General features: G+C 49.2%; 32 protein-coding genes. 11 read left to right on the top strand and 21 right to left on the bottom strand.

Going from position 1 to position 24,509, the window contains the following annotated elements:
• Positions 1–15 precede the first annotated feature (15 nt).
• The 5 genes from USH94_RS02310 to USH94_RS02290 all read left to right on the top strand — a co-directional run bounded on the left by USH94_RS02310 (position 16) and on the right by USH94_RS02290 (position 6,063).
• Positions 16–1,779, top strand: a complete 1,764-nt coding sequence (locus USH94_RS02310) for a terminase ATPase subunit family protein (protein WP_017382378.1) — start codon at positions 16–18, stop codon at positions 1,777–1,779.
• A complete protein-coding gene (locus tag USH94_RS02305; protein ID WP_111963323.1) occupies positions 1,779–2,828 on the top strand; it encodes a phage portal protein in 1,050 nt (349 codons plus the stop codon). Before USH94_RS02310 ends, USH94_RS02305 begins: the two co-directional genes overlap by 1 nt.
• A gap of 484 nt (positions 2,829–3,312) precedes the next feature.
• Complete coding sequence (locus USH94_RS02300; protein WP_111963324.1) at positions 3,313–4,314, top strand: hypothetical protein; 1,002 nt, start codon at positions 3,313–3,315, stop codon at positions 4,312–4,314.
• Positions 4,314–5,393, top strand: coding sequence for a hypothetical protein (locus tag USH94_RS02295; protein WP_063843684.1), 1,080 nt, complete (start codon positions 4,314–4,316; stop codon positions 5,391–5,393). The genes USH94_RS02300 and USH94_RS02295 overlap by 1 nt, the downstream gene beginning before the upstream one ends.
• Complete coding sequence (locus USH94_RS02290; protein WP_111963325.1) at positions 5,380–6,063, top strand: hypothetical protein; 684 nt, start codon at positions 5,380–5,382, stop codon at positions 6,061–6,063. The genes USH94_RS02295 and USH94_RS02290 overlap by 14 nt, the downstream gene beginning before the upstream one ends.
• A 95-nt stretch (positions 6,064–6,158) precedes the next feature.
• Here the strand turns inward: USH94_RS02290 and USH94_RS02285 are convergent, their stop codons facing one another.
• The 10 genes from USH94_RS02285 to USH94_RS02240 form a co-directional block, all read right to left on the bottom strand.
• Positions 6,159–6,392 (bottom strand): DinI-like family protein, encoded by a 234-nt coding sequence (locus USH94_RS02285; RefSeq protein ID WP_111963326.1) that lies wholly within the window; start codon positions 6,390–6,392, stop codon positions 6,159–6,161.
• Between the two features lie 11 nt (positions 6,393–6,403).
• Complete coding sequence (locus tag USH94_RS02280; protein ID WP_047352651.1) at positions 6,404–6,592, bottom strand: hypothetical protein; 189 nt, start codon at positions 6,590–6,592, stop codon at positions 6,404–6,406.
• A gap of 216 nt (positions 6,593–6,808) precedes the next feature.
• Entirely contained in the window at positions 6,809–9,112 is a 2,304-nt protein-coding gene (locus tag USH94_RS02275) for a replication endonuclease (protein ID WP_111963327.1), read from the bottom strand.
• Between the two features lie 42 nt (positions 9,113–9,154).
• The gene (locus USH94_RS02270) at positions 9,155–10,012 is read right to left on the bottom strand and encodes a DNA adenine methylase (RefSeq protein ID WP_111963328.1); all 858 of its coding nucleotides are present in this window, start codon (positions 10,010–10,012) and stop codon (positions 9,155–9,157) included.
• Complete coding sequence (locus USH94_RS02265; RefSeq protein WP_111963329.1) at positions 10,009–10,236, bottom strand: TraR/DksA family transcriptional regulator; 228 nt, start codon at positions 10,234–10,236, stop codon at positions 10,009–10,011. Before USH94_RS02265 ends, USH94_RS02270 begins: the two co-directional genes overlap by 4 nt.
• Positions 10,236–10,469, bottom strand: coding sequence for a DUF2732 family protein (locus USH94_RS02260; RefSeq protein ID WP_111963330.1), 234 nt, complete (start codon positions 10,467–10,469; stop codon positions 10,236–10,238). The genes USH94_RS02265 and USH94_RS02260 overlap by 1 nt, the downstream gene beginning before the upstream one ends.
• A 69-nt stretch (positions 10,470–10,538) precedes the next feature.
• Positions 10,539–10,739 (bottom strand): hypothetical protein, encoded by a 201-nt coding sequence (locus tag USH94_RS02255; RefSeq protein WP_044704107.1) that lies wholly within the window; start codon positions 10,737–10,739, stop codon positions 10,539–10,541.
• Entirely contained in the window at positions 10,729–10,953 is a 225-nt protein-coding gene (locus USH94_RS02250; protein WP_111963331.1) for a phage filamentation protein Fil family protein, read from the bottom strand. The genes USH94_RS02255 and USH94_RS02250 overlap by 11 nt, the downstream gene beginning before the upstream one ends.
• 7 nt (positions 10,954–10,960) lie before the next feature.
• Positions 10,961–11,470: a phage regulatory CII family protein gene (locus USH94_RS02245; RefSeq protein ID WP_111963332.1), complete on the bottom strand. Its 510-nt coding sequence runs from the start codon at positions 11,468–11,470 to the stop codon at positions 10,961–10,963.
• A gap of 34 nt (positions 11,471–11,504) precedes the next feature.
• Positions 11,505–11,741, bottom strand: coding sequence for a hypothetical protein (locus USH94_RS02240; RefSeq protein WP_044865394.1), 237 nt, complete (start codon positions 11,739–11,741; stop codon positions 11,505–11,507).
• Between the two features lie 129 nt (positions 11,742–11,870).
• Between USH94_RS02240 and USH94_RS02235 the strand changes: the two genes are divergently transcribed.
• The 4 genes from USH94_RS02235 to USH94_RS02220 are packed head-to-tail and all read left to right on the top strand — an operon-like array spanning position 11,871 to position 15,598.
• Complete coding sequence (locus USH94_RS02235) at positions 11,871–12,464, top strand: phage repressor protein CI (protein ID WP_258525013.1); 594 nt, start codon at positions 11,871–11,873, stop codon at positions 12,462–12,464.
• A gap of 9 nt (positions 12,465–12,473) precedes the next feature.
• A complete protein-coding gene (locus tag USH94_RS02230; protein ID WP_111963334.1) occupies positions 12,474–13,340 on the top strand; it encodes a hypothetical protein in 867 nt (288 codons plus the stop codon).
• Positions 13,341–13,353: 13 nt separating this feature from the next.
• Positions 13,354–14,373 carry a tyrosine-type recombinase/integrase gene (locus USH94_RS02225; RefSeq protein ID WP_111963335.1) on the top strand — a complete coding sequence of 340 codons (1,020 nt, stop codon included), beginning with the start codon at positions 13,354–13,356 and terminating at the stop codon, positions 14,371–14,373.
• Between the two features lie 19 nt (positions 14,374–14,392).
• Positions 14,393–15,598 carry a hypothetical protein gene (locus USH94_RS02220; RefSeq protein ID WP_111963336.1) on the top strand — a complete coding sequence of 402 codons (1,206 nt, stop codon included), beginning with the start codon at positions 14,393–14,395 and terminating at the stop codon, positions 15,596–15,598.
• A 254-nt stretch (positions 15,599–15,852) separates the two neighbouring features.
• On the opposite strand, the gene USH94_RS02215 is transcribed toward USH94_RS02220, so the two are convergent.
• The 9 genes from USH94_RS02215 to USH94_RS02175 form a co-directional block, all read right to left on the bottom strand.
• Positions 15,853–16,053 (bottom strand): ogr/Delta-like zinc finger family protein, encoded by a 201-nt coding sequence (locus tag USH94_RS02215; RefSeq protein WP_029741756.1) that lies wholly within the window; start codon positions 16,051–16,053, stop codon positions 15,853–15,855.
• A gap of 67 nt (positions 16,054–16,120) precedes the next feature.
• The gene (locus USH94_RS02210) at positions 16,121–17,275 is read right to left on the bottom strand and encodes a phage late control D family protein (protein WP_111963337.1); all 1,155 of its coding nucleotides are present in this window, start codon (positions 17,273–17,275) and stop codon (positions 16,121–16,123) included.
• Positions 17,272–17,736, bottom strand: a complete 465-nt coding sequence (locus tag USH94_RS02205; RefSeq protein ID WP_023309232.1) for a phage tail protein — start codon at positions 17,734–17,736, stop codon at positions 17,272–17,274. The genes USH94_RS02210 and USH94_RS02205 overlap by 4 nt, the downstream gene beginning before the upstream one ends.
• Before the next feature lie 11 nt (positions 17,737–17,747).
• Entirely contained in the window at positions 17,748–20,027 is a 2,280-nt protein-coding gene (locus USH94_RS02200; protein ID WP_111963338.1) for a phage tail tape measure protein, read from the bottom strand.
• Positions 20,020–20,139 carry a GpE family phage tail protein gene (locus USH94_RS02195; protein ID WP_023616176.1) on the bottom strand — a complete coding sequence of 40 codons (120 nt, stop codon included), beginning with the start codon at positions 20,137–20,139 and terminating at the stop codon, positions 20,020–20,022. Before USH94_RS02195 ends, USH94_RS02200 begins: the two co-directional genes overlap by 8 nt.
• A gap of 32 nt (positions 20,140–20,171) precedes the next feature.
• Positions 20,172–20,480, bottom strand: a complete 309-nt coding sequence (locus USH94_RS02190; protein WP_033146681.1) for a phage tail assembly protein — start codon at positions 20,478–20,480, stop codon at positions 20,172–20,174.
• Between the two features lie 56 nt (positions 20,481–20,536).
• Positions 20,537–21,055: a phage major tail tube protein gene (locus USH94_RS02185; protein WP_023309235.1), complete on the bottom strand. Its 519-nt coding sequence runs from the start codon at positions 21,053–21,055 to the stop codon at positions 20,537–20,539.
• A gap of 11 nt (positions 21,056–21,066) precedes the next feature.
• Positions 21,067–22,254, bottom strand: a complete 1,188-nt coding sequence (locus USH94_RS02180) for a phage tail sheath protein (RefSeq protein ID WP_111963339.1) — start codon at positions 22,252–22,254, stop codon at positions 21,067–21,069.
• 58 nt (positions 22,255–22,312) lie between these two features.
• Positions 22,313–22,906: a recombinase family protein gene (locus USH94_RS02175; RefSeq protein WP_111963340.1), complete on the bottom strand. Its 594-nt coding sequence runs from the start codon at positions 22,904–22,906 to the stop codon at positions 22,313–22,315.
• Positions 22,907–23,031: 125 nt separating this feature from the next.
• Between USH94_RS02175 and USH94_RS02170 the strand changes: the two genes are divergently transcribed.
• Positions 23,032–23,325, top strand: coding sequence for a hypothetical protein (locus USH94_RS02170; RefSeq protein WP_181574032.1), 294 nt, complete (start codon positions 23,032–23,034; stop codon positions 23,323–23,325).
• A gap of 1 nt (position 23,326) precedes the next feature.
• Positions 23,327–23,770, top strand: a complete 444-nt coding sequence (locus USH94_RS02165) for a tail fiber assembly protein (protein ID WP_258525044.1) — start codon at positions 23,327–23,329, stop codon at positions 23,768–23,770.
• On the opposite strand, the gene USH94_RS02160 is transcribed toward USH94_RS02165, so the two are convergent.
• Together USH94_RS02160 and USH94_RS02155 are read right to left on the bottom strand one after the other, a co-directional pair.
• A complete protein-coding gene (locus USH94_RS02160) occupies positions 23,742–24,167 on the bottom strand; it encodes a tail fiber assembly protein (protein WP_181574031.1) in 426 nt (141 codons plus the stop codon). The genes USH94_RS02165 and USH94_RS02160 overlap by 29 nt on opposite strands.
• 13 nt (positions 24,168–24,180) lie before the next feature.
• A partial coding sequence (locus tag USH94_RS02155) for a hypothetical protein (RefSeq protein WP_220123736.1) occupies positions 24,181–24,509 on the bottom strand: 329 nt, incomplete at its 5' end.

Genomic DNA, 24,509 nt, shown 5'->3' with positions numbered 1-24,509 from the left:
CCGTATGTTTGTGCCATGACAACACTGACCCCCGCAGACCTCGATCCCCGTCGTCAGGCAATGCTGATGTACTTTCAGGGATACCGCGTAGCCCGCATTGCTGAAATGCTGGGCGAGAAAGTTGCAACTGTTCACAGCTGGAAAAAACGCGATAAGTGGGGCGAATATGGCCCACTGGATCAGATGCAGCTCACCACCGCCGCACGTTACTGCCAGCTCGTCATGAAGGAGCAGAAGGAAGGAAAGGATTTTAAAGAAATTGACCTGCTGGCGCGTCAGTCCGAACGACAGGCCAGGATCGGCAAATTTAACAATGGCGGGAATGAAGCAGACCTGAACCCCAACGTGGCCAACCGCAATAAAGGCCCGCGCAAACCGCCGGAAAAAAACCTGTTTACCGACGAACAGATCGAAAAGCTGGAAGAGATTTTCCGCGCCGGTATGTTCGAATACCAGCGCCACTGGTGGGACGCTGGTATCAAACACCGTATCCGCAACCTCTTAAAGTCACGCCAGATCGGTGCAACCTACTATTTCGCCCGTGAAGCGTTGATAGACGCCCTGACCACGGGCCGAAATCAAATCTTTCTGTCAGCGAGTAAAGCCCAGGCACACGTTTTTAAACAGTACATCATCGACTTCGCAAAAGAGGTGGATGTTGAGCTGAAAGGCGATCCGATGGTGCTGCCTAACGGCGCCTGTCTTTACTTCCTCGGTACAAATGCCCGTACCGCGCAGAGCTATCACGGCAATCTGTATCTTGATGAGTATTTCTGGATACCGAAATTCCAGGAGCTGCGCAAGGTGGCCTCCGGTATGGCGCTGCACAAAAAATGGCGCCAGACCTATTTCTCTACACCTTCCAGCCTGACGCACAGCGCCTACCCGTTCTGGTCTGGCGCCCTGTTCAATAAAGGGCGCCCGAAAGCCGACAGGGTAGAATTTGACCTTTCTCACAGTAGCCTGGCGCACGGCGTTTTATGCCCTGACGGCCAGTACCGCCAGATAGTCACCATTGAGGATGCCGTAAACGGCGGGTGTAACCTTTTCGACCTGGACCAGCTGCGCCTGGAGTACAGCCCGGACGAATACAACAACCTGCTGATGTGTCAGTTCGTTGACGACCTGGCGTCCGTGTTCCCGCTGGCGTTGCTGCAGTCCTGCATGGTTGACAGCTGGGATGTGTGGGACGATTTCGAACCGCTTTTACTGCGTCCGTTTGCATACCACCCTGTCTGGATCGGCTATGACCCGGCAAAAGGAACGCAGAACGGTGACAGCGCCGGTTGCGTGGTCATTGCGCCTCCCGTCGTCCCCGGCGGTAAATTCCGTATCCTTGAGCGTCACCAGTGGCGCGGGATGGACTTCCGCGCCCAGGCCTCAGCAATTGAGGAAATCACCAGACGCTACAACGTGACCTACATCGGTATTGACTCGACCGGCGTTGGCGATGGCGTTTACAAAACGGTTAAGCAGTTCTTCCCTGCCGCGCGCGAGTTTGTCTACAACCCGACCGTAAAAAATGCCCTGGTGCTTAAAGCCTACGACATCATCAGCGGGCGCCGTCTGGAGTTTGACGCGGGGATGCTGGATATCGCGCAGTCCTTTATGTCCATTCGCCGCTCAACCACCGCCAGCGGCAACCGGCCAACCTACGAAGCAGCCCGCACAGAAGAAGCCAGCCATGCGGATTTAGCCTGGGCAACCATGCACGCACTTTATAACGAACCACTGGCAGGAGCTTCCGCCAGTACCAGCAACATCGTGGAGATTTTTTAATGGCTAACCGCAAAAACCGCAGCAAGGCACCGCGCGGCAAGACCGCAGCCGATACGGCCAACATGGTGAGCAATGCAAATGCCGAAGCGTTTGCGTTTGGCGATCCGATCCCCGTAATGGACCGACGGGAGTTATTTGATTACCTGGAGTGTGTACAGCTGGACCGCTGGTATGAACCGCCAATCAGCATGGATGGTCTGGCGCGAACCTACCGGTCAGCGGTTCATCATTCAAGCGCCATACAGGTTAAACGCAATATTCTTACCAGTACCTATATCCCACACCAGTTGCTGTCAAAGCAGGCCTTTTCCCGGTTCGCCCAGGACTTTCTGGTATTCGGCAATGCCTACCTTGAAAAACGCATGAACCGCTTAGGGCAGATCATGGAACTGCGCGCCTCGCTTGCCAAATACACCCGTCGCGGCATTGAACCGGACACATACTGGTTTGCGCAGTATGGCTACAATTCGCAGCCCTATCAGTTCGATGAGGGGAGCGTGTTTCACCTGATGGAACCGGACGTTAACCAGGAGCTTTACGGGATGCCGGAATACCTCTCCGCCATTCCATCCGCCCTGCTGAATGAATCGGCCACGCTGTTTCGCCGCAAGTATTATCAAAATGGTAGCCATGCTGGTTTTATCATGTACATGAGCGACCCCGCAGCCAATCAGAATGAAGTGGACAGCATACGCGAAGCACTGAAAAAATCGAAAGGGCCTGGCAACTTCCGCAACCTGTTTATGTACAGCCCGAACGGGAAGAAGGACGGCATTCAGATCATCCCACTGTCAGAAGTCGCCGCGAAAGATGAATTTCTTAACATCAAAAACGTGAGTCGTGATGACATGCTGGCCGCTCACCGCGTGCCGCCGCAGCTGATGGGGATTATTCCAACCAATACCGGCGGGTTTGGCGATGTGGAAAAAGCGGCGCGCGTTTTCGTTCGCAACGAACTTACCCCCCTGCAGGGCCGCATCAAAGAAGTTAACGAGTGGCTGGGTGATGAGGTGATACGCTTTGACCCCTACCTGACCGATGAAGACTGACGCCCACCTGGCCAACCTTTGATATCAACCGCCCTTCCCCGGGCGGTTTTTTTATTCCCTTATGCCCTGCCTCGCCATCAGAGCGCCTCAGCGCCTCGCTGAGCGGTCCTGCGCTTTCGCCACCTGGCAGCTCACGACGAAACGCAGCGCCTCACCACGACGCAGGCGCGCACGACCAGCCCCAAAAAATGACCATGCCCGCCCGACATTGAGGGCCCAAAACCGCGATTAACCCCAAAACCGCGCGCTCGTAGCCCCGCCACGCCTGCCCGCTTTATGTAGTGGTTTTCATGCACCTGCATGACATGAGCAAAAGCCCGTCAGAACTGGCGGGCCTGAGCAAAAACGATCCTTTTGCGATCATTCATTTTCATGCGCTATAGTCATGCAACAAACGCATACGAACCATATGGTTAGATTACCCATCAAGTCAGATGGATTTTCAGGCAGATTGCCACAGCAATTGTAAAGGAGCGAGATTGAAATGGGTGGAGAGACTTCGGCTATACAACGAGTAGCGGGTAAGATTTCTGATGATATTTTCTCAGTGTTCAAATGGGAGCGTGCCGCTAGAGCGGACATGAATTGGGATTGTTGCCAAGAGGCTCATTCCAAGAAAACGCATCCAAGCGATGTTGTTTTTTTCTACATAGATCCATATGAGGAGGAAATGGTCTATCTCAACACAGACCTCAAAAGCTATGCGGAAGGTACTATTGGAAAAAAAATAGTCGAGGGAGCTTTAACATCGCTTGCTTTAGCTACCGAGTGTGCAAATGTGAGTGAAGAATGGCGATTAAAATATGTTCATGATGATTCTTTAGGTTATAACGTAAGAGGGTTATTGTTCTTATATAACCATTATAATTTATATGACAAAGACTTCTATGAAAATATTACAAAAAAACTAGACCACTCTTCTATAAATTGCCCCCCAAACATCAAACTACATTTGCTGGACCCTTATAAAATATCAGATTTGATAAATATATCTTCTGACATCACCAAATTAATTGGTTCAGGCAAGCTTCCTCAACCTGATAAGTTCACATATTATTACCCAGATCTTTCCCTAACAAGGATAAAACACCCTATTAATCAGACAACACCTGCAACAATTGAATTATTAACATCACCATACATCATAATAAAGCATGAGGCTTTTAGTTGGCTCAGAGATAAAAACCCTGAGGGATATGTTGTTTATTACAATCAACCAGGTGATTCAGTAGACGAATTTGTTTACTTCTTTGATATGTTATCAACTTATCAGATACTAACCGAAGGTAAACCAATTGTATTACGCCATTGTCACATTCATCCAAATGAAAATGCCATTCATCACTTCGAAAGAGCGAAAAAGAAATACAGTACAGACTGGCTTTTGGGCGAGGATGAAAGACTTTTCCTTAAAATTGACTTCGACAAGACGGACAAAATTGTTGTTGAATATAACCTTGAACAAATCGGCATGGAGCAACGATAATGGCTAAAAAACTATACTTCGCAACTGACAAAAATATTTATGATGCATTACATCATAAAAGGATAACCGCTGCAAAGTTGCATGAATTATTATTGAATAGAGGTGTGTTTTTATCCCCAGAACTCGACAAGGAAATACTAATTGAGGAAATATCCAAACTTCCTCACGGATTTAATGAATTAGAACACATAAAAAAACTGGTCAAAACATATGATCCTAGAGAAAGCACTACTAGTGTAAGCTTCCAAACATCAACAAATCAGGCCGAATTAAAAAGTGCTGCTGAAGCACTAAAAAAAACATGCTCCCCTAGTAAAGGTCAAAGCCTGAATATTGTAGCTAAAAAAGATGGTTCGCTTACAGTAGAATATAAGTATGAAGAAATAGACCTATCTAAAACTGCATTACGTCAGATCGACAAGCGGAATATTATAATTGAACTTCGCCCTGGAACTGACAAAGTTGAAGTACGTATGCCTCAAAACCCCGAGGCAAAAAAAGTTATTGAGAGCCTGCAAAACGAGCTATCTAAAATCAAGTCCGAGCCTATCGAACGCTTCGAGATCTCATTACTAGCAATAACTGACCCTACATTGCGAAGTCAGTTCTTTCAAGAATTAATGAATGGCCTACGTGGTTATGAGACTGATGACGTTACAAAAGTCGAATTAAACCGCAGCACTGATGCTAGTGAGGATGAAGACAAGGAAGAAACTATTGATACCGGATTTGTTAAGAAAGCAGTCCTTAATGGTGAAGGGGTAAATAGTTCGGCTATATTTTCTCAACTACATGAGAAAGGTTATTATATAGGTCGTATTGCGTGGTCTTCAAAGCCAACAAGTGGAATTGGAGATAGAATCAACGTCGAAGCATTTTTTAAAGACTCAGAAAAATGCTGTGACTTTGCCTATCAAATTAAAGGTATAAATAATCAAAAAGAAGACGGTTTCAATGTAACCATTCGCGCGGCAACGGCACAAGAGAAAAAACATATTAGTGAATTAATTGAGTCCGCCGCTGAAAATGCCTATAATATAATAATAGGATCAGAGGTGAACGAAGATGAAAAAGGTTAAATGGCTTAAGTTAAACATACGGCTTGAGTTTGAAACAGCCGTTAGACGTCTTTCTCTTGATTCTTTTACAGAGGAAAAAGGGAAAGGTTTCATTTTTGATAAAATACGCCATGATTTTGCAAGTGGGCGTTTTATCGAGCGTATTGTTTATCATGACAAAATATCAAGCTTTGACGGGAGTGAAACTACCGTTGAAAGAATCGAATATCGCACGACAAATTTTAGCGTGGCTTTAGACTCTCTTCCTGTAATGCAGATTACTAACCCACCCAGAACATTAAAGCCTTTTTCTCAGGCCTTGGTTAAAAATCTTGGCTTAGGTGTTAGTTTGGAAGAAATAGACATAAACCCTATAAACTGGCTTAATGAAATATCTTCAAGTGTAAATATTAATTTAACTCAACTTGATATTTCAAGGGTTAGAGTCTCTGATTACGCCACGGCTAAAATGCAAATAATTGGCAGCAGCGATCTTAGGAAATATTACAAAGAAGAGTTAGAGGGTAAAAAAATACGAATTGACAGGCTTGTATGCTCTGTTAATACATTAGAGTACTCCGGTAAGCTCAAGATCACTAATAGCGGCCTTGCTTATATTGATGTTAGAAATGAAAATGAGTTTACGAAAATCGTTTTTGATACATTAAAAAAAGTCACCATTCAATCATAGATGGCTTATTATGAGTTACTTCACCTAACGCCTCGCCTTACTCGTTGTTCAACCTCGCAGGCGTCAGAATCAAGTTCTGACGCCTGCAACGTTTCTTAATGCAGCCAGCTGTCGTCCTCCCAGACCTGCTGCAAAATCTCCATTACCCGCTTTTTATCTTCGTAAAGTTTTAAGCCGCTCAGCTCCAGGCCGTTAGCGCTTCCCTTACGTATGCGGATAGCCGTTTTTGGACAGAGAGGGCGCAAATTTCGGTAAAGCTCGAATTCAAGGGCTTCCAGTGTTGCCTGGCTTATCTTCTGCTCTTTATCGATCATTATTTCAATGCGCATAAAGCCCCCCTTTAGTTGATAACGTCCATCGCCCGGCCGTAATCATGGTTCCGAATTTTCACCATCAGCTCGTCCGTCAGTTCCGACACCCACTGGATCGCAAGGCGTTTCTCTTCTTCGCTACACTCACTAGCCGCTACAAGCTTGATAAAGAAATCAATACGCTGGAGTTTCAACGACTCCAAAAGATAGTCCTGCATTTTCCCTCCTATCCTCACTACGGGATAAACCAGCCAGCATCCCCAGGAAGAGATGCTGATAACTGTATGCATATCCACTGTTTATATATACAGTATATGAGGATTTCGGGGTTGTAAAATATTTTCTATCAATCAATCAGATGAGTCTGTTTGCTGAGGTTAATCATTACTGGAACTCGGTACCACACCGTCAGACCTGACAATGTTGATCACGGGCTAATTCCGCCCTGAGAATGCACGCCTCATTCGGTTCAGAAGGTCATCCGCCTGCTGTTTAATCTCCACAATCTGGGACGGCAGACGTTGAACACCTGCCGCAGCACGGTTTCGGACTGTAAGGCGGCCTTCATCAACCGTTAACACCTGATCGCCAAAAGCAACCACCGCGCCAGAAATCAACGAACGGACCATTCCGGCACTGGCATCCACGCCACGCAGAGCCAGCAGCTCACTAATTTGCTTTTCCTTCTCCGTCATAGGGCTGGCTTTTGGCCTCACTTTTACGCGCTTGTTGGATGCCTTTGCCGCTTCGCTCAGCCGCTGCGCTATCACCCGTTTTTCTTTCCGGGATAAAGAGTCCATATCCGCCCAGCTGGCACAGTCATTCATGACCGTGCCGCCAGGATCGGCGCGTTTTTTAACCTCCCGCGGCTCCCGCGTACAGTTATTGACAGAACTCCGAGGGGCGGCGGGGCCGCCTGAAAAATCAAGGTCAAAACCGGAAACGCCGTCGGCCTGACGTTTCGGCACAATTTTGTATTTGGTAGTGCGCGTATGAATCAGCGATTCCGGCCCACGGATCGGAGAGTAAACGCCGGAAATTTTGGAGACGTCATCCCCGTAAAGGTTGCCGTTTTCGGTGACTTCATAGCTGAGGCGCACGCGCAGGAGATCACGGGGAACCAGCGGGCCACCCTGAGCACTCACGTACAAATCCCACGCGCTGCTGTCGGCGGCCTGACGCACTGGCTCAATTTCGGGGTGCAGGACCAACTCACGATCACCGAGGCGGCGCAATTCACGCCACACTGTTACCGGTGCGCCGCCTATCTGCTGGAACTGACGGATCGCCCAGCGAGACGCCCAGGCACTTACGCGGCGCGCCATCTCTTTCAGAGGCTTGCCGGTTTCATCATCCAGATCGTCATCAAGCTGATATCCATCAATATTTTTTGAAATGTATTTGGCGATATAGCCCGTAGCGCTGCCCTTCTCTTTCTCGATGGGTTTCATTTCGAAGCGGTTTTCAGCGGCGCCAGGCTCATTCCCATCCTCACGCATGGCGTGCTTACGAAAGATTGCTGTTGCCGGTTCGATATGCTCCGGGCGCATGAAAAGCAGGAGGTGCCAGTGCGGGGTTTCGTCGTGGTGAGGCTCAACAACGCGAAAGCCAAACACGCGAATACCATTGCGCAGCCAGGCCGCACGCGTGCGCGCCCATACTTTGCAAAGATATTTCTGCGTTTCACGCGGTGACGCGCCGCTGTATTTGTTGTTCCGGCGCCCGTCGTACTGCATTGAGTGATATTTGGATGGAGCGGTAAGCGTGAAGAACGCCCCGGCTAGCCCTGCCTCACTCGCTAAATCTTCGAACCCACGCATACGCGCCATCAGCTCACGACGACGGTTAGCTGGGTTGGCAACGCTGCCGGCCACTTTATCAATCAGCGATACACGTTCTCCGGTGTCCTCATCTTCCAGCTCCATCGCTTTCAGAAATTCGCGGTTGGCTTTCTTTTGCGCCGTCCATTCCTGTAAACATGGGTCACTGCAGTACGGTGCGGATTTTTTGTGTACATACCCGGCCGCAACCATCAGATGTTCACGCCAGCGAGCGTGCATACGGCGCATACGATTAAGCCACCACTGCGGAGACTGCAGGCGGGCCACTGCTTTCAGTGCGTCTTCCGCCTCCAGCTCTTCTTTGCAGTAGGCCGTCCAGCACGGAACCGGTGTTTTGAGGTGATTGGCAAGAAACCCCATGCGGCCATAACCTGACAGGGTGGCGAAATGAGGATCGGACGTGCGGGCCATCTGGAAATCAAACTCGCGGTTAAACTCGCTACCCAACAGGTCAGCAAGATTATGCGCCAGCCGTTTCAGCTCTTTTTTTCCAGCCCAAAGCAGGCGCCAGAATTGTTCACGCAAAGGCAACAAAGCCGCAGGCATCACCCCCTGCGGCAGATACTGCTCATTGACCTGATCTATACGACTCAGAACAAATCGCTCAAAGGTATTGATAAGCCAGGCATCAGCCGCTTGCTTGCCTTTACGGTCTACCTGTTCAAGTTTTTGAGCATACATACGGCGGACAAAATGAGGCAGCGAAGCCAGACGACGACGAACCGCCCGGCCCCGGTCTGGTGCTTCATCCGCTTCTGCCAGTTCGGCAATCGACAAACGCTTGCGATTACCGTCCGGCGTCAGATACATGATCCCCGGCGCCGCATCGGCTTGCTTAAAACAGCCGATTGCAGGACGCGGGGCATTCCATGCGTAGGGGAAAACGGTGTCAGACATTCTGACACCCCATAATGTAAGCACGAATAAACTCCGTTGCCCTCACGCCTGCACCTCATACTTCACGCTGCAGTCAGGACCGGTTGCAGGATCAAATCCAAGCCAGTGACACGATTTTGAGGTAGCAATGATTTCCACGGCAGACTTACCGTCACCAGCCGCAACACCCATACTGCGGTTTGCGGTAAGGCGGTGATGGGTGAAATTCCGATAAAGGGAGCGAGTAAGTGAGGTGTCACTGTTTGAAACGATGACCGGATGGCCTTCTGACGAGCGGCGCTCAAGAATAGACGCTAGGCGATACTGATCGTCCTCTGTAAAACCGGCAGTGTGGTAATTACTAAAAGTCCCGTCATAAGGAGGGTCGCAATAAATCACATCGCCCGTCTGCAACAAAGACAACGTTTCTTCGTAGTTAGCGCAAACAAAGGTGGCTCGCTTCGCTTTCTCAGCAAATGCGCGGATTTCACTCTCAGGAAAATACGGCTTTTTATAATTACCGAAAGGGACATTGAATACACCGCTTAGGTTGTAGCGGCATAACCCACGATAACAATGGCGGTTTAGATACAGAAAATATACAGCGCGGTGCAGTCGGTCTAATTGCGGATCGTGGTTAAACGCTTCACGCACACGATAATAATTTTCAGCAACAATAAAACTTTCAAAGACCGCCTTAGCAAGATTAATAAAGTTTTCTGTATCTTCTGCAATAGTACGGTACAGATTAATTAAATCTGGATTGATATCTGCGACAAGATAATGAAGATAGTCTGTTGCCATCATCACAGCGCAGGAACCCGCGAAAGGTTCAACCAATCGCGGGCCAGCGGGAAGGTGTTTTTTCAGTTCGGACATAATGGCGGTTTTGTTTCCCGCCCATTTCAGGATAGTGCTCATACAACGCCTCCGTTGTAGTGCTTACCTTTAAGCTCTGCGATTTCCTGACAGGTCACACAGCACTGCACGCCCGGAATGGCGCGGTGGTGAGCTGGCGGGATTGGAGCATCACACTCCACACAAAGAACACGGGAAACGCCCGGCACTTTGGCGCGGGCATTGTTAATATGGCGCTCACGATCTTCCTGTTCGCGCAGCTGGGCGAGGTCCATTGAATCAGCCATTAATGCAGCTCCTGCGCTTCGTTCTGGATGCGAACCGCTTCAACGCGAAGCAGTTCGGCCGCCTCGATATGGCTCAACTGACGGGAAACGATGCGCACGGCCAGACTGTCCAGACGAGCGGCCATTGCATCAGCGCGGCAACGGCGCTCATCCAGGCGCGTTTCATTTAACAAAGCGAACAGGCCAGCATCGTCTGGGCCTATTTTCGTTGAGTGGGTTTTAGTATTTTTCATATTCATTTCCTCAGAATTCGGGCAAAAAAATGCCCGGCGGGTTTACGCCATAAAAAACGGGTTAGTTACTTAGATATAGCCAGAAACAGGGACAGGCATACTTTTAAGCTGGGTAATGATTTCAGTCTGCAATCCTTCTTTAAATTCCTTGCAGCAATCCCATTCAGGATCAACACGCAAAACAGCACCATCACGGGTTTTAATTTCAAAACCGTCTGCCATATTTGGAATGATCACACCCAGAATAATTCTCAACTCATTACGAGACATTTTTCACTCCTTTAAGAATCAAGCGAACAATGCGAATAATTAAAAAAGCTGACGGCTTAGCCATTTTAGATTTCAGCCCGTTTAATAATTCGGACTGATCACGGCACGGGTGCCAGCGTTTACCGTTTTCCCCAATAATCCATCCATGACCGTAGTGCATTGCCGGGCTTTGCTTTACCAGCAGCGAAGCGAATGAAGGTTCTTTATTAAGCATAAGCACCTCAGATCAGACCAAATGAAGCGCTGAGGCCCGTCACTGTATCAACAGCGCTTGCCATAGCTGGGTTGTACTGTAGGCGCGCGTGCATGGAAACAGCTGTAAGTGCCATCAAACGAGTGACAGAATTAATGCTTTCGATAACCTGACGGCGCTCCGTTGTTGTCTGGTGTTCGCCAGAAACAGCGCTTGCTGCAACACGACCAATCTCTGCTGTAGCATTCAAAACGTAATGAGGCATTTTCTCGCTGGCTACTTCGTTCAGCGGCACACATGGCAGGCAATGGATTTGCGCCAGAAAACCATCAACTAATGTTGAATCCTCTGTAATATCGGTAAGCATCCAAATTTCCGGCGCCGTGAGTTGATGCGGTTGCTCCGGGTTCAGTTTGTTGCGCAGAGTCTGGACATTCATTCCTGCGCGGTCTGCCAGCTTCGCCATATTGTGACGAAGTGCAAAAGTGCGGCAGGCTTCATCAAAGTGAGGATGTTTGGAAATGCGAAAATCAAACATGTTCTAAATCCTTATTCATCCCAAAATGGAACTATCAGGCTTGCATTGCGATTTCGCAGCCTTGAGCCGCTTCCATCGTCAATGCAAACATGTTTACTTCGATGAGGCTGTTTACCCCTTCTTTTTTGCGGATAGGTAAACGACCTTCACGGATCATCTGACGGGCATAGCTAAGCTTGTAGCCGGTACGACGACAGAACTCATCAAGGGTTATGAATGGCTCAGACACCACAAGATTGATGCTGGGACGCATTGAAAGTTGACGATGCATGATGCAATATTCCTCAGTTTGGGTTGTCTCAACACTATTCGAGACTGTTAATCACTATTCGTTGCTTCACACAACGGAGAATAGGATCACAAAACGCCAATGTCAACACGAAACATCACAAATCGCCACATGCCACAAAAATTGCAAAGTAACATCATGCAAAATACTGGCGGCCAGCCGGTCATTGAGCGAATTCTGAAAGCCTACGGTTTTACAACTCGACAGTCCCTATGCAACCACTTGGGGATTTCTCAAAGTACGATGGCGAACAGATATGCCCGCAATACCTTCCCTTCAGACTGGACAATCATTTGTAGTATCGAAACGGGTGCCTCTCTGCAGTGGTTAATCTCAGGGGAAGGAGCGATGTACCAAGATGAGGTCGAGCATCAAGCTTTATCTTTAAAACACTACAAAATTACAGATGGGGTTTTGTCATCACATAACGACATCTACTATGACGGTAGTCTGCTCCCCTCCGGTCTATCGAATCCTTCTCTCGTCGCCAATGAAAACTCTCTATACCTTATTGATGAACATGAAGGGGAGATAAATGATGGTTGGTGGGTCATAGAGATTGATGGGTTATATAGCATTAGGGAAGTATTTAGGTTTCCTGGGGGCCGTATACGCGTAGAAAATGGTAAAGCATCTTTTGAATGTCAAGCTCAGGACATAAAGGTATTTGGGAAAGTCATCCTCAAAACAGAACAACTTATTTAAGGATATACTATGACCTCTTCAACTAAAGCAACAAAAGAGCAAGAAACTGAAAAGCTTGAGCGCTCTTGCTTTGTCATAATGCCTATCGCTGATATGGCTGGTTATGATCCACGTCATTTTGACAGAGTTTATAGCCATTTGATAAAGCCAGCATGTCTTGCTTCTGGCTTTCAACCAGTAAGAGCCGATGAAGTTAATAACTCAAATTTGATTGTTTTAGATATTTTAAAAAGAATTGTTGAGTCAGATATTGCTATATGCGACTTGAGCGGACGAAATCCCAATGTAATGTATGAATTAGGACTTAGACAGGCCTTTAATAAAAAGACAGTATTGATAAAGGATGACAGGACAATTAGTCCGTTTGATGTTCAAGCTTTCAGATATTGTGAATATGATAGTTCACTGCGCATTGACAACGCTTTCAACAATATTAAATCTTTAGAAAAAGCCATATCTAGCACCTTTGAAGCAGATTCAAACGATGTTAACTCTATTGTTCAACTTCTGAGTATTGAACCAGCGAAAGTAGGCGAAAAAACACAGTTAAGCAAACAAGACACTTTGATTTTTGAAGCGTTGAATCAGATATTAAACAAAATCGATCAACCCCAAAAAGTTTACAGCAGCAGCAAAACCATTTCATTTAAGCCTCGTTCATCTTATTTAATTGAGCAAATTAAAACTATCCAACCGAACGATCTAATCGGCAGAACTTACATGAATCAGCGGACATTAGTAATGCTCGGTCAGCTTGATTCTATAGAAAATGCAAATGGGGAACTGCTCTTTATCTTTAAATATGGCAAGAGTGCTTTCTTCAAATACCCTGAAAGTCATCCTGAGTTAGATGAAATTGTAGAAGTCGGCGTATAGGATAGAGCACAATATGTCTGTTAGTAAGTTGTCGAATGGAAAGTGGCAGGCGCAAGTTTTCCCAAATGGGCGCGATGGAAAACGCATCCGGCGCCAGTTTGCCACGAAGGGCGAGGCCCTTGCATTCGAGCGTCATGTAAAGGAACAAGCCCAAAATAAGCCGTGGCTGGGTGAGAAAACTGACAAACGCCGCGTTCGGGATTTGGTTACAGCCTGGTATAACGCACATGGCGTCACTCTATCTGATGGAGTGAAACGCAAGGGGGCGATGGAGTTTGCCTGCTTGGCTATGGGCAACCCTTTAGCGACTGAGTTTAACGCAAAGCTTTTTGCAACCTATCGCGAACAACGGTTAAGCGGAAAAATCACCCGTTCAGATCGTGTGAAGTCCGTTACCCCGCGCACAGTGAATCTTGAGCTTGCCTATTTTCGGGCCATGTTTAACGAACTGAAAAGGCTTGATGATTGGATAGCACCGAACCCTCTGGAGAATGTTCGGGAGTTTAAAATTGACGAGGCGGAGCTGGCCTGGTTAACCGTTGATGAAGTTAAACTCTTGCTTGCAGAATGTGAGAACAGCAGAGCGCAGGACCTGGTGACCATCGTAAAAATCTGTCTCGCTACTGGCGCAAGATGGGGCGAAGCTGAATCAATCACCGGCAAACAGATTAGCCCAGGCAAGATCACGTACATCAAAACGAAAGGCAAAAAAAACCGAGCCGTTCCAATCAGTGAAGAACTATACGAGATCCTCCCCAAATTGAGAACATCAAAACCAGTGTTTACTGGATGCTATTCTGCGTTCCGGGGTGCCATTAAACGCGCAGGGATTGAGTTACCTGACGGTCAGCTTTCACATGTTCTGCGCCATACATTTGCGAGCCATTTTATGATGCGTGGCGGGAACATTCTTGTGCTACAGCGCATCCTAGGTCACACAGATATTAAGGTTACAATGCGCTATGCTCATTTCGCTCCAGACCATCTTGCAGAAGCAATCAAATTGAATCCACTTAATATGATTAGCAAATAATTTTTAACGGGGTATTAACATGGACATTTATAGAAAATTTTTCAAAGGTGAGTGCCCATCTTGCCAAAACATTATTAGTTACATGGAAATAAAGTATGTAGCAGAGAATGACCGGGGTGAAATGATATGTCAATGTGCAGAATGTGAAAATTACTTTACAATCCGATGTAAGAACCCTGCCGACTCCGCAATAATAGATGGTGCATTTAAAACAGAATGTGTTGATTATTCGGTAAAACTACCATCTGAACATCTAATACTTAATGCTGCCTTTCAATATGACGGAGATCTATTTCGAAAAAGTCCAAAGTTTGATTTTAAGACTATTAATCTTTATAAGTGCACAAACTGTGAGGAGAACATTGAAGAATTAGCTCAAAGTAAATTTGAGAATGAATTTAAAGAATGGAGACAGGAAGTAGGTCAGTATATCTGTATGGATATATCAGGGTATGGTTTTAACGCTGAAAAATCAATAGTTAAAATTGATTTAACTTGTTCTTGCGGAACACCTCACTCAGCATTATTTTATAAAGATCACAACCACTTGGACTTCTCTGATTCAGATTATCTTCTTGGACACATAACTAATTGCATAGATTTTGACGAAAGACTGGATGGCACTATATCCAAATCTGATTTTATTGAAATAATTAGAAAGTTGATAATTAGATGGGAACTTTTTTTTGAGAAAGTATATTTAATTTTCCCTTACGTTGGACATACAAGATCTGAAAACTCTGATTTAATTGACTTATGGACTGACATTATTTCGCAATCTCATTCAGACAAACTAAAAATAATAACAAAGACTCAAACATTAAATTCTTTCGAAAAAGCAGTAAGTGCAAATCTTCATGATTATAATATACTTAAAAAATATAAATTCACTCCGCAATCGATTGAAAACGCGATTAGAAACTCGCGCTTCCATTCCAAAATATATTGTGGTGTTAATTTAGATTATATCGAGTGTCTTAGTGGTTCTGCAAATATTGCACGCGGCCCTACAACTGAACAGTTAACGTTCAAGAAATATGATAATTACAACATTTTTTACAACCGATTCCTGAAAGTATTCCATACTTCAAAAGTTTCAGATGAAAATTTTAGTTTCGATAAAAGTAACAAAACAAAAGATTGTCATGTTATGTTCGATCAGTCTAACCAATATAAGTACTCAAAACTTGATAAGAAGGATCTGATCGATAACTTTTGCAGATAATTTTCGGGATAATGTACTAAAACTTTGGCAGCATATTGGCAGCAGGACTACTTACTATACTGTACTATTATCTATTATACGTATAGTCAAGCTTTTGAAAAAAATACAAATTATTGTTTTATAAGCGTTTAGATTGGGACTCATAATCGCTTGGTCGCTGGTTCAAGTCCAGCAGGGGCCACCAAATTTTAGTTTTAGAATCATATGATTAAGCCACTCGACTGAGTGGCTTTTTTATTGGTTTTTTTGAGCAGCTAACCGTGGTTCAGCGAAGCCGTTCGGACACGCTCAGAGGCGCCCGGGGTTGCGATCAGGCGCTCCACGGACTCCATCGTCACGAACGTACAGCTGCAGTCCACATTGGTGCACTGGTGATAGCGCTCTTTGGTATTTTCACTTAGATAGCGACTGGTACGCGCATGCGCAGAGTGCTTGCACTTAGGACAATGAAACATGTACCCCTCCACTTAATTCACATTTTGTGAATTAATAATACCCAAAATAAAACCAATAGCAACTACATTACTCACTATCAACAGTAAATTTTTCGTCGCTGACGTTCAGCTCAAGCTTAAGCTGCGTGGTAAATCCGCTATCGTTGAGGGTATGCACCACCTCGCTGATGATCCACGCCTGCTCGTCAATGACGCGTTTAAAACCGTTTACCAGCACCGGCGTTTCGGGGAACAGATCGGCGCGTCCCAGGGCAAGCTGGATGGAAAACTCTACGGTTCCCCGCTGAAGCGCGCGCCACTTAGCCTCTGCGGCCCTGAGCGCCTGCTCTTCAGAGGCATAAACCGTGGTGAGCTCCAATACGTTTTCCGCCGATCCCACCAGCCTCTCTTGCGGTTTCTGCTCCTTGCCTTCTGTTCGCGCTACCGGTGCGGCGGCATTCGGGTGCTGCAGTGCTTCTGTCGCCTGCCCTCCAGGTTGACGAGAGATACTCAATTGAGGATTTTGCTGTTTGGGGTCGCGCGTTTGCAGCCATTTGGCCGTTACGCCGGAATAATTTTCGCGGTCAGCTATGGAAAAAAGGTGCTTATCTCCATCCCCACGTTCAATCATCATTAAGGAAAGCGGAGTGCCGCTGGCCGTCACGGCCTGGCCCGCTTTCATAAAGATAATCTTCCCGGCTTTGATTGAAACAAATGCTCCATTACGTTCAGCAAGGCGGGAGAGGAACGCCGCGTCTGTCTCCTGAGACTGGTCAATATGAGAGATGGCGATGGATGCAAGCCCCGACGCGACGCTGGCGGTCAACTGGTTACGCTGAGCGATGGTATCGACTATCGCGCCAATCGTCGTGTCATGCCACGACTGTTCGCGCCGCACGTTTAGCTTTCCACGAAAATCTGCGCTGAATCCCCGGATGGTCAGCGTGTCCGGCGCGCCCCGGAAATGAATCGCATCAATCGTAAAGTCCCCTTTCTCCTCGAGCGGGGTTCCCTCCCATCCCAGCCATAAGGACAGCCTTGCCCCCCGGGCAGGCAAGTCCAGCAGCCCGTCGGAATCATCCAGCACAATATCCAGCTGATCGGCTTCCAGCCCCCGTTTGTCGGTCATGGTCAGGCTGATAAGACGATGGCTGAAATTTTGCGTGATATCACGATCGTCAAGCTTAAGCATAAAATCAGGGGCGATTTTTCCACCCGCCCGGATATTCATTTCGGCGATCATCCCACCAGCCCTCCAATGCTATTCCGTGCGCTTTCCACCAGCTCTGAGGCCTGCGTTCGCAGGTCGCCAAACGTTGTCATCAGCGATTCGTCCACGCGTTTTAGCGACAGGGTAAACTCAATTTTTCGGGCGGTACCGTCACTGTAAAAATCCGAATGCGTGTGGGTGACTTTCTCAATGACAAACATGCCGTGAATGATGCCGGTACCGTCTATCAACGGCCATGCCCGCCCCTCATTTGCCATCAGCTCAACCGCCTTGAGCGAAAGCCGCCCTCCCGTGAGTTCCGGGTAAAGTAAGCCAGAGAGGCTAAAGGATGTCTCACCTTCGCCAAGGTACTGCCAGGCTTTGGGTTTCCCGATGCGAGCGCTGGATGCCCAGCGGTAGTCTTTTGTGAATATCATTGACTGATACGGTAAGGTTCGTCGTTCAAAGACAAACAGACCCAGCACCATTAACATTTTCTCTCTCCTCAACTATACATAAAGCTGGATTGCTGCCGTCTCGCTTTATCCTGTTCAATATTATCTATCGTCTCCCGGATTTGACGCGTCAGATCCGTTCCGGAGGCCGTGCCCCCCTGAAGCGTGATGTTATATTCGCTTTTACTCTGATCGACGTAAGAGCGTCCTCCAGTAGCGATGGTCGGCTGATACCCCAGGCTGCCGCCAGAGATCCCCGCGCCCGGAATATAAGCGCTGCTCGCCGGTGAGGATGCCGCTTCTGCTTTTGCCGCAGCGGCGTCGAGATCGCCCGACTCGTTTTTGATAATACCGAGCTTCTCCAGCAGCCAGCTGGCCTTGCCGCTCAGGCTATTAAAGAGATCAAGCGGTGCCATTAACGCATCGCCCAGCGCCTGACCAAAAATCACGCCAGCGTTTTTACAGCCATCCAGCGTTTCCTGCGTCGCCTTGATCGGCGTAATCAAGTCGGTGAACCATTGCCAGATACCGCCCAGCTTCTCCGAGATAGAGTCAAACACCGCCATCACCGGTGAGAACAGCGCACCCAGCGGTGCGAAAGCCGTCGAAAGCCCTTCCATCACCCCACCAAAGAAGGCGCTGATGGGCTCCCAGTATTTAAAAATCAGTAAGGCTCCGGCAGCAATCGCCGCGCCAAGGGCAATCACCGGCCAGCTAAGGGCACCCAGCACCGTTATGATGGCGCCGCCCACCACGCTGAATATCGTTCCCAACATCCCGGCCGCGGTAATAACCATATTGACGCCCGTCAGAACCGGGCCGATAACCGTGCCTACGCCGCCCAGTACACCAGCAAACGCCTGCGCGCCGACAACGATGCTGGCGAGGGTCTGCGTCAGCTCAGGGTTGGCATTCACCCAAAGGGAGGCCGTGCCAAGCCAGCCGGTTGCGGTTGTTATCAGGTTGCGCAGAGCGCTATCCGCTTTATCAAATACATCAATCTTCAACCCGTTCCACACGGCCTGGAATCGGTTGATATCACCGTCAAGATTATCGGTCTGCACGGAAGCCGCGAGCGCGGTACTGCCCTTTGCCCCCTGCAACTGCTGGCGTTTTTCATCAAGCGATCCATCACCCGCAGCGGAAGCCAGCGCCCCCGCGGCTTTTATGGCATCCGGAGTCTGAACATGGCGCAACATCGCGCTGAGCGCGTCCCCCGCGGCAGCGCCTTTCATTCCTTTTTCTGCCAGAACGCCAAGCAGCGCGGTGGTCTCTTCAAGCCCCATACCGGCGGCACCCGCAGCGGGCGCAGCGGAGGTGACGGCCGCCACCATCTCAGCGAGGCTGATATTCGAAGAGGTAAAACCGCGCGTAAGCACATCTGCGATGCGTCCCGCATCCATATCGCCCAGTCTATACGCGGCCTGCGTGCTGGCGATCATATCGGCGGCTTTAGCCGCGTCGACACTCCCCGCCAGGCTGAGGTTGACCGTTGGCGCGGTGGCCGCAAGCAGCCCATCGGCGTCATAGCCTGAACGAGTCAGTTCGGTTTGTGCCCGGAGGACCGTATCTGCAGGTACTCCGGTCCTGGCACTGACCTCCCGCGCCTGCTGGCGAATCGCCTCAAGCCGGAAATCCCCCTTCGCCAGGCCAAGGTTTGCCTGGATGGCCGACATCTGTTTTTCAAAACTGATGCCAGGGGCGATAAACCGGGACGTCTGGTCAAAGCCCGCTTTTGCGATGCCCACGCCCGTATTCGCAAGCTGACGCACCCGCGCGGTAACGCGTTTGCCTGACTCGTAGCGATTCTGAACGGTACTCAGCCGCTCCTGCTGCTGATTGACGCGGGCCAGCGCATCACGCTGTCGGTTAAGCTGCTGCGTTTTTTCGCTGATGTGAGTTCGTAAACGACGCTCATCCGACGAGAGCGTACGCGTGTTGACTCCCGCCTGGGCGAGTTCAGTGCGCTGGCGCTGTACCGAATAGCGTAAGCTGTTGTACTCAAGCTTAAGGTCGGCCGCCGATTTTCGGGCTGCGGACAGCGCAGCAGCCTGTGCCTGGGTAGGGTTTTGCGTGTTTTTAAGCTGCACCGCCAGCGCCGCGGCCTGCTGTTTCGCCTGTGCAAGCGACTGCTCCGTCACGGAGAGCTGGGCATTTGCTTTCCTGAAGCCGTTAATACGCCCCGCCTGCTCATCAAGCGCCCCCAGCGCCGTCTGCGAATCGTGGATATCGCTTGCGAGAGTGACGCTGGCGTTATGGAGAGCGTTAAGTGGTCGGGTTGCCCGGTCGACTGCCTTAAGCAGCTCCTGAAGACTGACATTATTACTCATGGTGGTTTCCGCTTCGCTGCAGCGCTTTTTCGCGCCATAAGAGGAGTTCGGTCACGCTAAGGGAGTACAGTTCTGACGGCGGCCAGTGAAAGATCACCGCGATATCCGCCATCAGATCGTCGACCGACAGATTTTCGGGAAATTTCAGCGAGCCGAAGCCGGTGACAAAAAACCGATCACCTTACCTGCAAAAGAGAGCAGATCGCAGGCATCCAGGCGCGCAACCTCATGCTCGGTCAGCGCCGGCGAGGTCATTCGCGGCAGCACCTTAATCAGCGCATCCACGTCAGATTGCGCCAGCGACGCCAGCGATACGCCGCGCAGGGTCCCCGCATTGGGTTTTGCGACGGTCACCTTTTCGATTTTTTGCTCGCCGCGCTGAACGGGGCTATCAAGCGTGACGATATGTGGGTTTTCACTTTCGTTCATGGCGGTCTCGTTGATATGTTCCATTTCGTTACTCTTCAGAAAGTTAACTCACCGGCCGGTAATCCCGGCCGGTTAAAGGGTTACAGGCCGATGGCCTTACGGTGTTCTGCCAGGCGATCGACGCCGTCGACTTTGAGCACCATGTTGATGATGTCGATTTCGATGATCTCTTTGCCATCAATGGTCAGCTGGTAATAAGCGCATTCGGTGGACATCTTGGTGGTGCCGCTTTCGCCCTGCTTGTTCTCGCCGCCATCGAACTCTTTATGACGGCCACGCATGACGATTTCGACGGCGGAGATTTCGCCGGTATCATCGCGCTGATAAGAGCCGGTAAAGCGCAGCGGCACGCTGTCCGCGCCCGGAGAGGCATACTGCGCCCACAGCGCGGCGTCCGGCAGACCGCCAACGGTCCACTCCAGCGCCAGGGCATCATCGTCCAGACCGAGGTCGACAGAGACCGAGCCCGGCATACCGCCGCCGCGATACTTCTCCAGCTTGCGGGTAAGCTTCGGTAGGGTCACAGACTCAACAACGCCCATATAGCTCAGGCCATCGTTGAACATATTCAGGTATTTAAGTTTGCGTGGTAACGCCATGCTGCAGCTCCTTAGCTATTAACCGAATCTGACAGGTCTGCCAGATAGGTATCGGTGATGCGCTGGCGCAGGGTCAGATTTTCCAGCGGCGGGACAGGGGTGTAGTCGTAATCGATATACAGTTTCCCCGCTTTCAGGGTTGATGCATCGTTAGACTCAGGGTCATACCAGCAGGAGCCGTCGACGATATAGCCGTTTGTTTTCAGCTCGCGGAACTTGGCATTAATACCGGAAACGATGTCGCGGATAAGCGTTGGCGTGATGGGTTTATCCATCGCCCACGCATGCGCTTCCGCCATGGTATCTGCCAACACCTGTGCGGTACGGGTGTAGTTTTCAAAGACAAATAACGGGTCGTCTGAGCAGGTACGGTTACCCCAGAATTTGAAGCCGTCGTTGCGAATCAGCGTGGTGACGCCCGCCTGGTTGAGCAGGTTCGCATCGGTAGCCTGTTCCTGCAGATCCCAGGAGACAGAGGCGCTTACGCCCGTGACGCCGTTGACGCCAACGTTTGACAGGGTTTTATGCCAGCCCATGGTCTGGTCAATTTTGGCGCGCAGGCCAAGCGCGCGAGCGGTTGCCCAGGCCGTCGTCGTTGCGTTCGTGGTGGTATCCCATGCCAGAAAATCAGGATGGATAACCATCAGCTCGCGCTGGCTGAAGTTTTTGCGGTAGTCGATCGCCTCAGAAATGGTTTTACATCCCCATGCGCTGACATAGCCGAACGCGCGCAGGCTCTGGCACATTGCGGCCAGTGCGGTCGCCACTTCCTGAGAATCCAGCCCCGGGACGCCGAGAATACGTGGCTTAACGCCGGTCACTGTTTTCGCGGTCAGAAGCGCCTTCAGACCGGTATATTTACCGTTTTCATCAGTGGTACCGATGATGTTGGAAACGGTCTGCTTGCGCGCCTCTTCCGGGGTTTCTGCGGTGCCTTCAGCCACACGAACAACAACGACAACCGGTTTACACTGGTCGGCGATCGCCTGCAGAGAAGCGGACAGCGTCCCCGCCTTGCCGGCTTTCGCAATCGCATTTTGCACGTTGGTAATGAGCACTGGCTCGTTTAAAGGAAATGTCTTGTCGTCAGCATCGCTGGCCGTACAGACCATACCGATGATTGCCGTCGAGACGGTGGAAATGGTGCGGGTGCCATCGTTGATTTCGATAACTTCCACGCCGTGGTGAAAATCACTCATCCGTTTAACTCCTTGGTTGGTTGGTGAGTGATATTGTCGCGGTTGGAGTTGTTATGGGCTAACTGTCACCGTCCAGCGGTGACTGGCACAACGATTGTCCGATTACCGTGGCGGGGAATTTTTTATAAAGCGTGGAAACACCCACATCAAAAATTAACGCAACGCGCTGCCGGGATTCTCCGGCAGCAATCAGTCTTCCAGCCTGAGCCCATTCCTCCTGCGTCAATTTAGGGCGTCTGCCACCAATACGTCCCTGTTCCCGCGCTGCGGCCAGCCCGGCGCACGTTCTCTCGACAATGAGTTCACGCTCCATTTCAGCAAGCGCTCCCATAATATGGAAGAAGAAACGCCCCATTGGCGTTGAGGTATCAATGCAGTCAGTCAAACTGCGGAAATTAATGCTTCGCTGGCGTAGTTCCTCGGTCATTGAAACAAGGTGGCGCATACTGCGCCCGAGCCGATCGAGTTTCCATACAACGAGAGTATCGCCCGCATTAAGTTGTCTGAGGGCTCGATTGAGTCCCGGTCTGTTTGTCGATTTACCGCTGATTTTATCTTCAAAAATGAGCTCACATCCTGAACGCTGCAGCGCGTCACGCTGTAAGGCGGTGTTTTGTTCATTTGTTGACACGCGTATGTACCCAATAAGCATGGTATTTCTCTCCGTCAAAACCGGAAATCATGCCATTTAATGGATAAACACGCATTTTCGAAAACCTTGGTTTGGGAGGAGCAGCGAAAAGGGATGTCGGCGTTGGTGCAGGACAGATACCTGATATGTCCAGCTTTACCAACGCGAGTGGGTGGCAAAAATTGCCAGGTGGGAAAATCTTACAGTGGGGAAAAGTAGGTTTTCCTGTAGGGCAAACTCAGATTTCGGTTCCATTTCCTATCAATTTCCCCAGTGTGGTAAGCAATATCCAGCTTACATTTGCCGATATTAACTTTTCTGGTGGAATCCCCTCGCCAACTTTAGCAGTGGTGAATAATACCGTTAACGGCGCAGGTTTTGGGGCATACATGTCCGGTGCTGGCGGTTTCAATGCATACTTTTTTGCTATTGGGAGCTAACGTGAACACATATTTTTATAGCGCTAAACACAACAGCTTTTTCCCGCTTGAGCTTATAGATGATTATATCAATGGCATCGGTTGGCCAGAGGATGCAGTCGAGGTAACTGAACAGGTATACAGCGAATTTACGGGTGAGCCTCCTCAAGGACAAAAAAGAGTAGCTGGAAAAAATGGATTACCTGAATGGAAAGACATTCCCCCTCCGACCCATGAAAAAATTGTGGCGCAAGCGGAGGTTGAAAAGCAGAGCCGAACTGATGTTGCAAACAACTACATAAACAGCAATCAGTGGCCTGGAAAAGCGGCCATGGGCCGCCTGAACGATACAGATAAGGCAAAATATAACGCCTGGCTGGATTACATTGATAATATTGAAGCCGTCGATATTTCAACGGCCCCTGATATCGAATGGCCTACGCCGCCGGAAGTTCTGGCCAGCTGATGTCTGGCGCGGTGGAGGTATCTATCGCCGTCACCGCGTCGATGTAATCCAGCACGGTATCGAGTTTAGTTTTTTCCTCATTGCCCAACCTACGGCCTGCCTGTAGTTTTAGCTGTATGACATTGACTGACTGCATTGCTGAATCTATCAGGTTCTGCCGCTGCTGGTCTGCTGCCACGATCATATCTTCATGTGTCGGCGTTGACAGATCCACCCATCCAGGCAGGCCGTCAATCACCCCACGTGTTTTCCCTTTAGGTGGTTCACCGGCATACTGATAATAATCAGAATCTTCTACAGCAATACAATCATCAGGCAATGTTCCTGCATTGCGATATTCATTCAAAAGAATCTGGGCGTAAAAAGAATTAGTCGAGGGTGAATATAAATAACTCATAAAACCTCTTTTCTCAGAAACCAATAGAGATATAGCGACACACAACAGACACCCCATCCTGATAACGCAAGCCATCAATACGGAAGGTAATACCCGTGTTACCGGCTGCTGTTACACCGACAGAATATGCGCCACCACCGCTGTCACAGCTTACGACCTGTAACATTCCGGCAGGAAATGCAATGGGTAACATAGCGACTTGACCCTGCGCTTTAATCTCAGCCTGTCCCCACTGGAGGATGAGTGTGTATCCTTTTGTCATTGGTATTTTGCACCATCCATTGGCAGATAAATTGCCACTCGCTGCAGGTAATTTTGCAGCCTCTCCCAAACCAAGGTTTT

Origin of the sequence: Enterobacter sp. 148H3 (assembly GCF_034107425.1) — a bacterium.
Taxonomy (GTDB): Bacteria; Pseudomonadota; Gammaproteobacteria; order Enterobacterales; family Enterobacteriaceae; genus Enterobacter; species Enterobacter vonholyi.
Note: the sequence above shows the minus strand (reverse complement) of the source record. Positions and strands in the feature narration are given on the sequence as shown.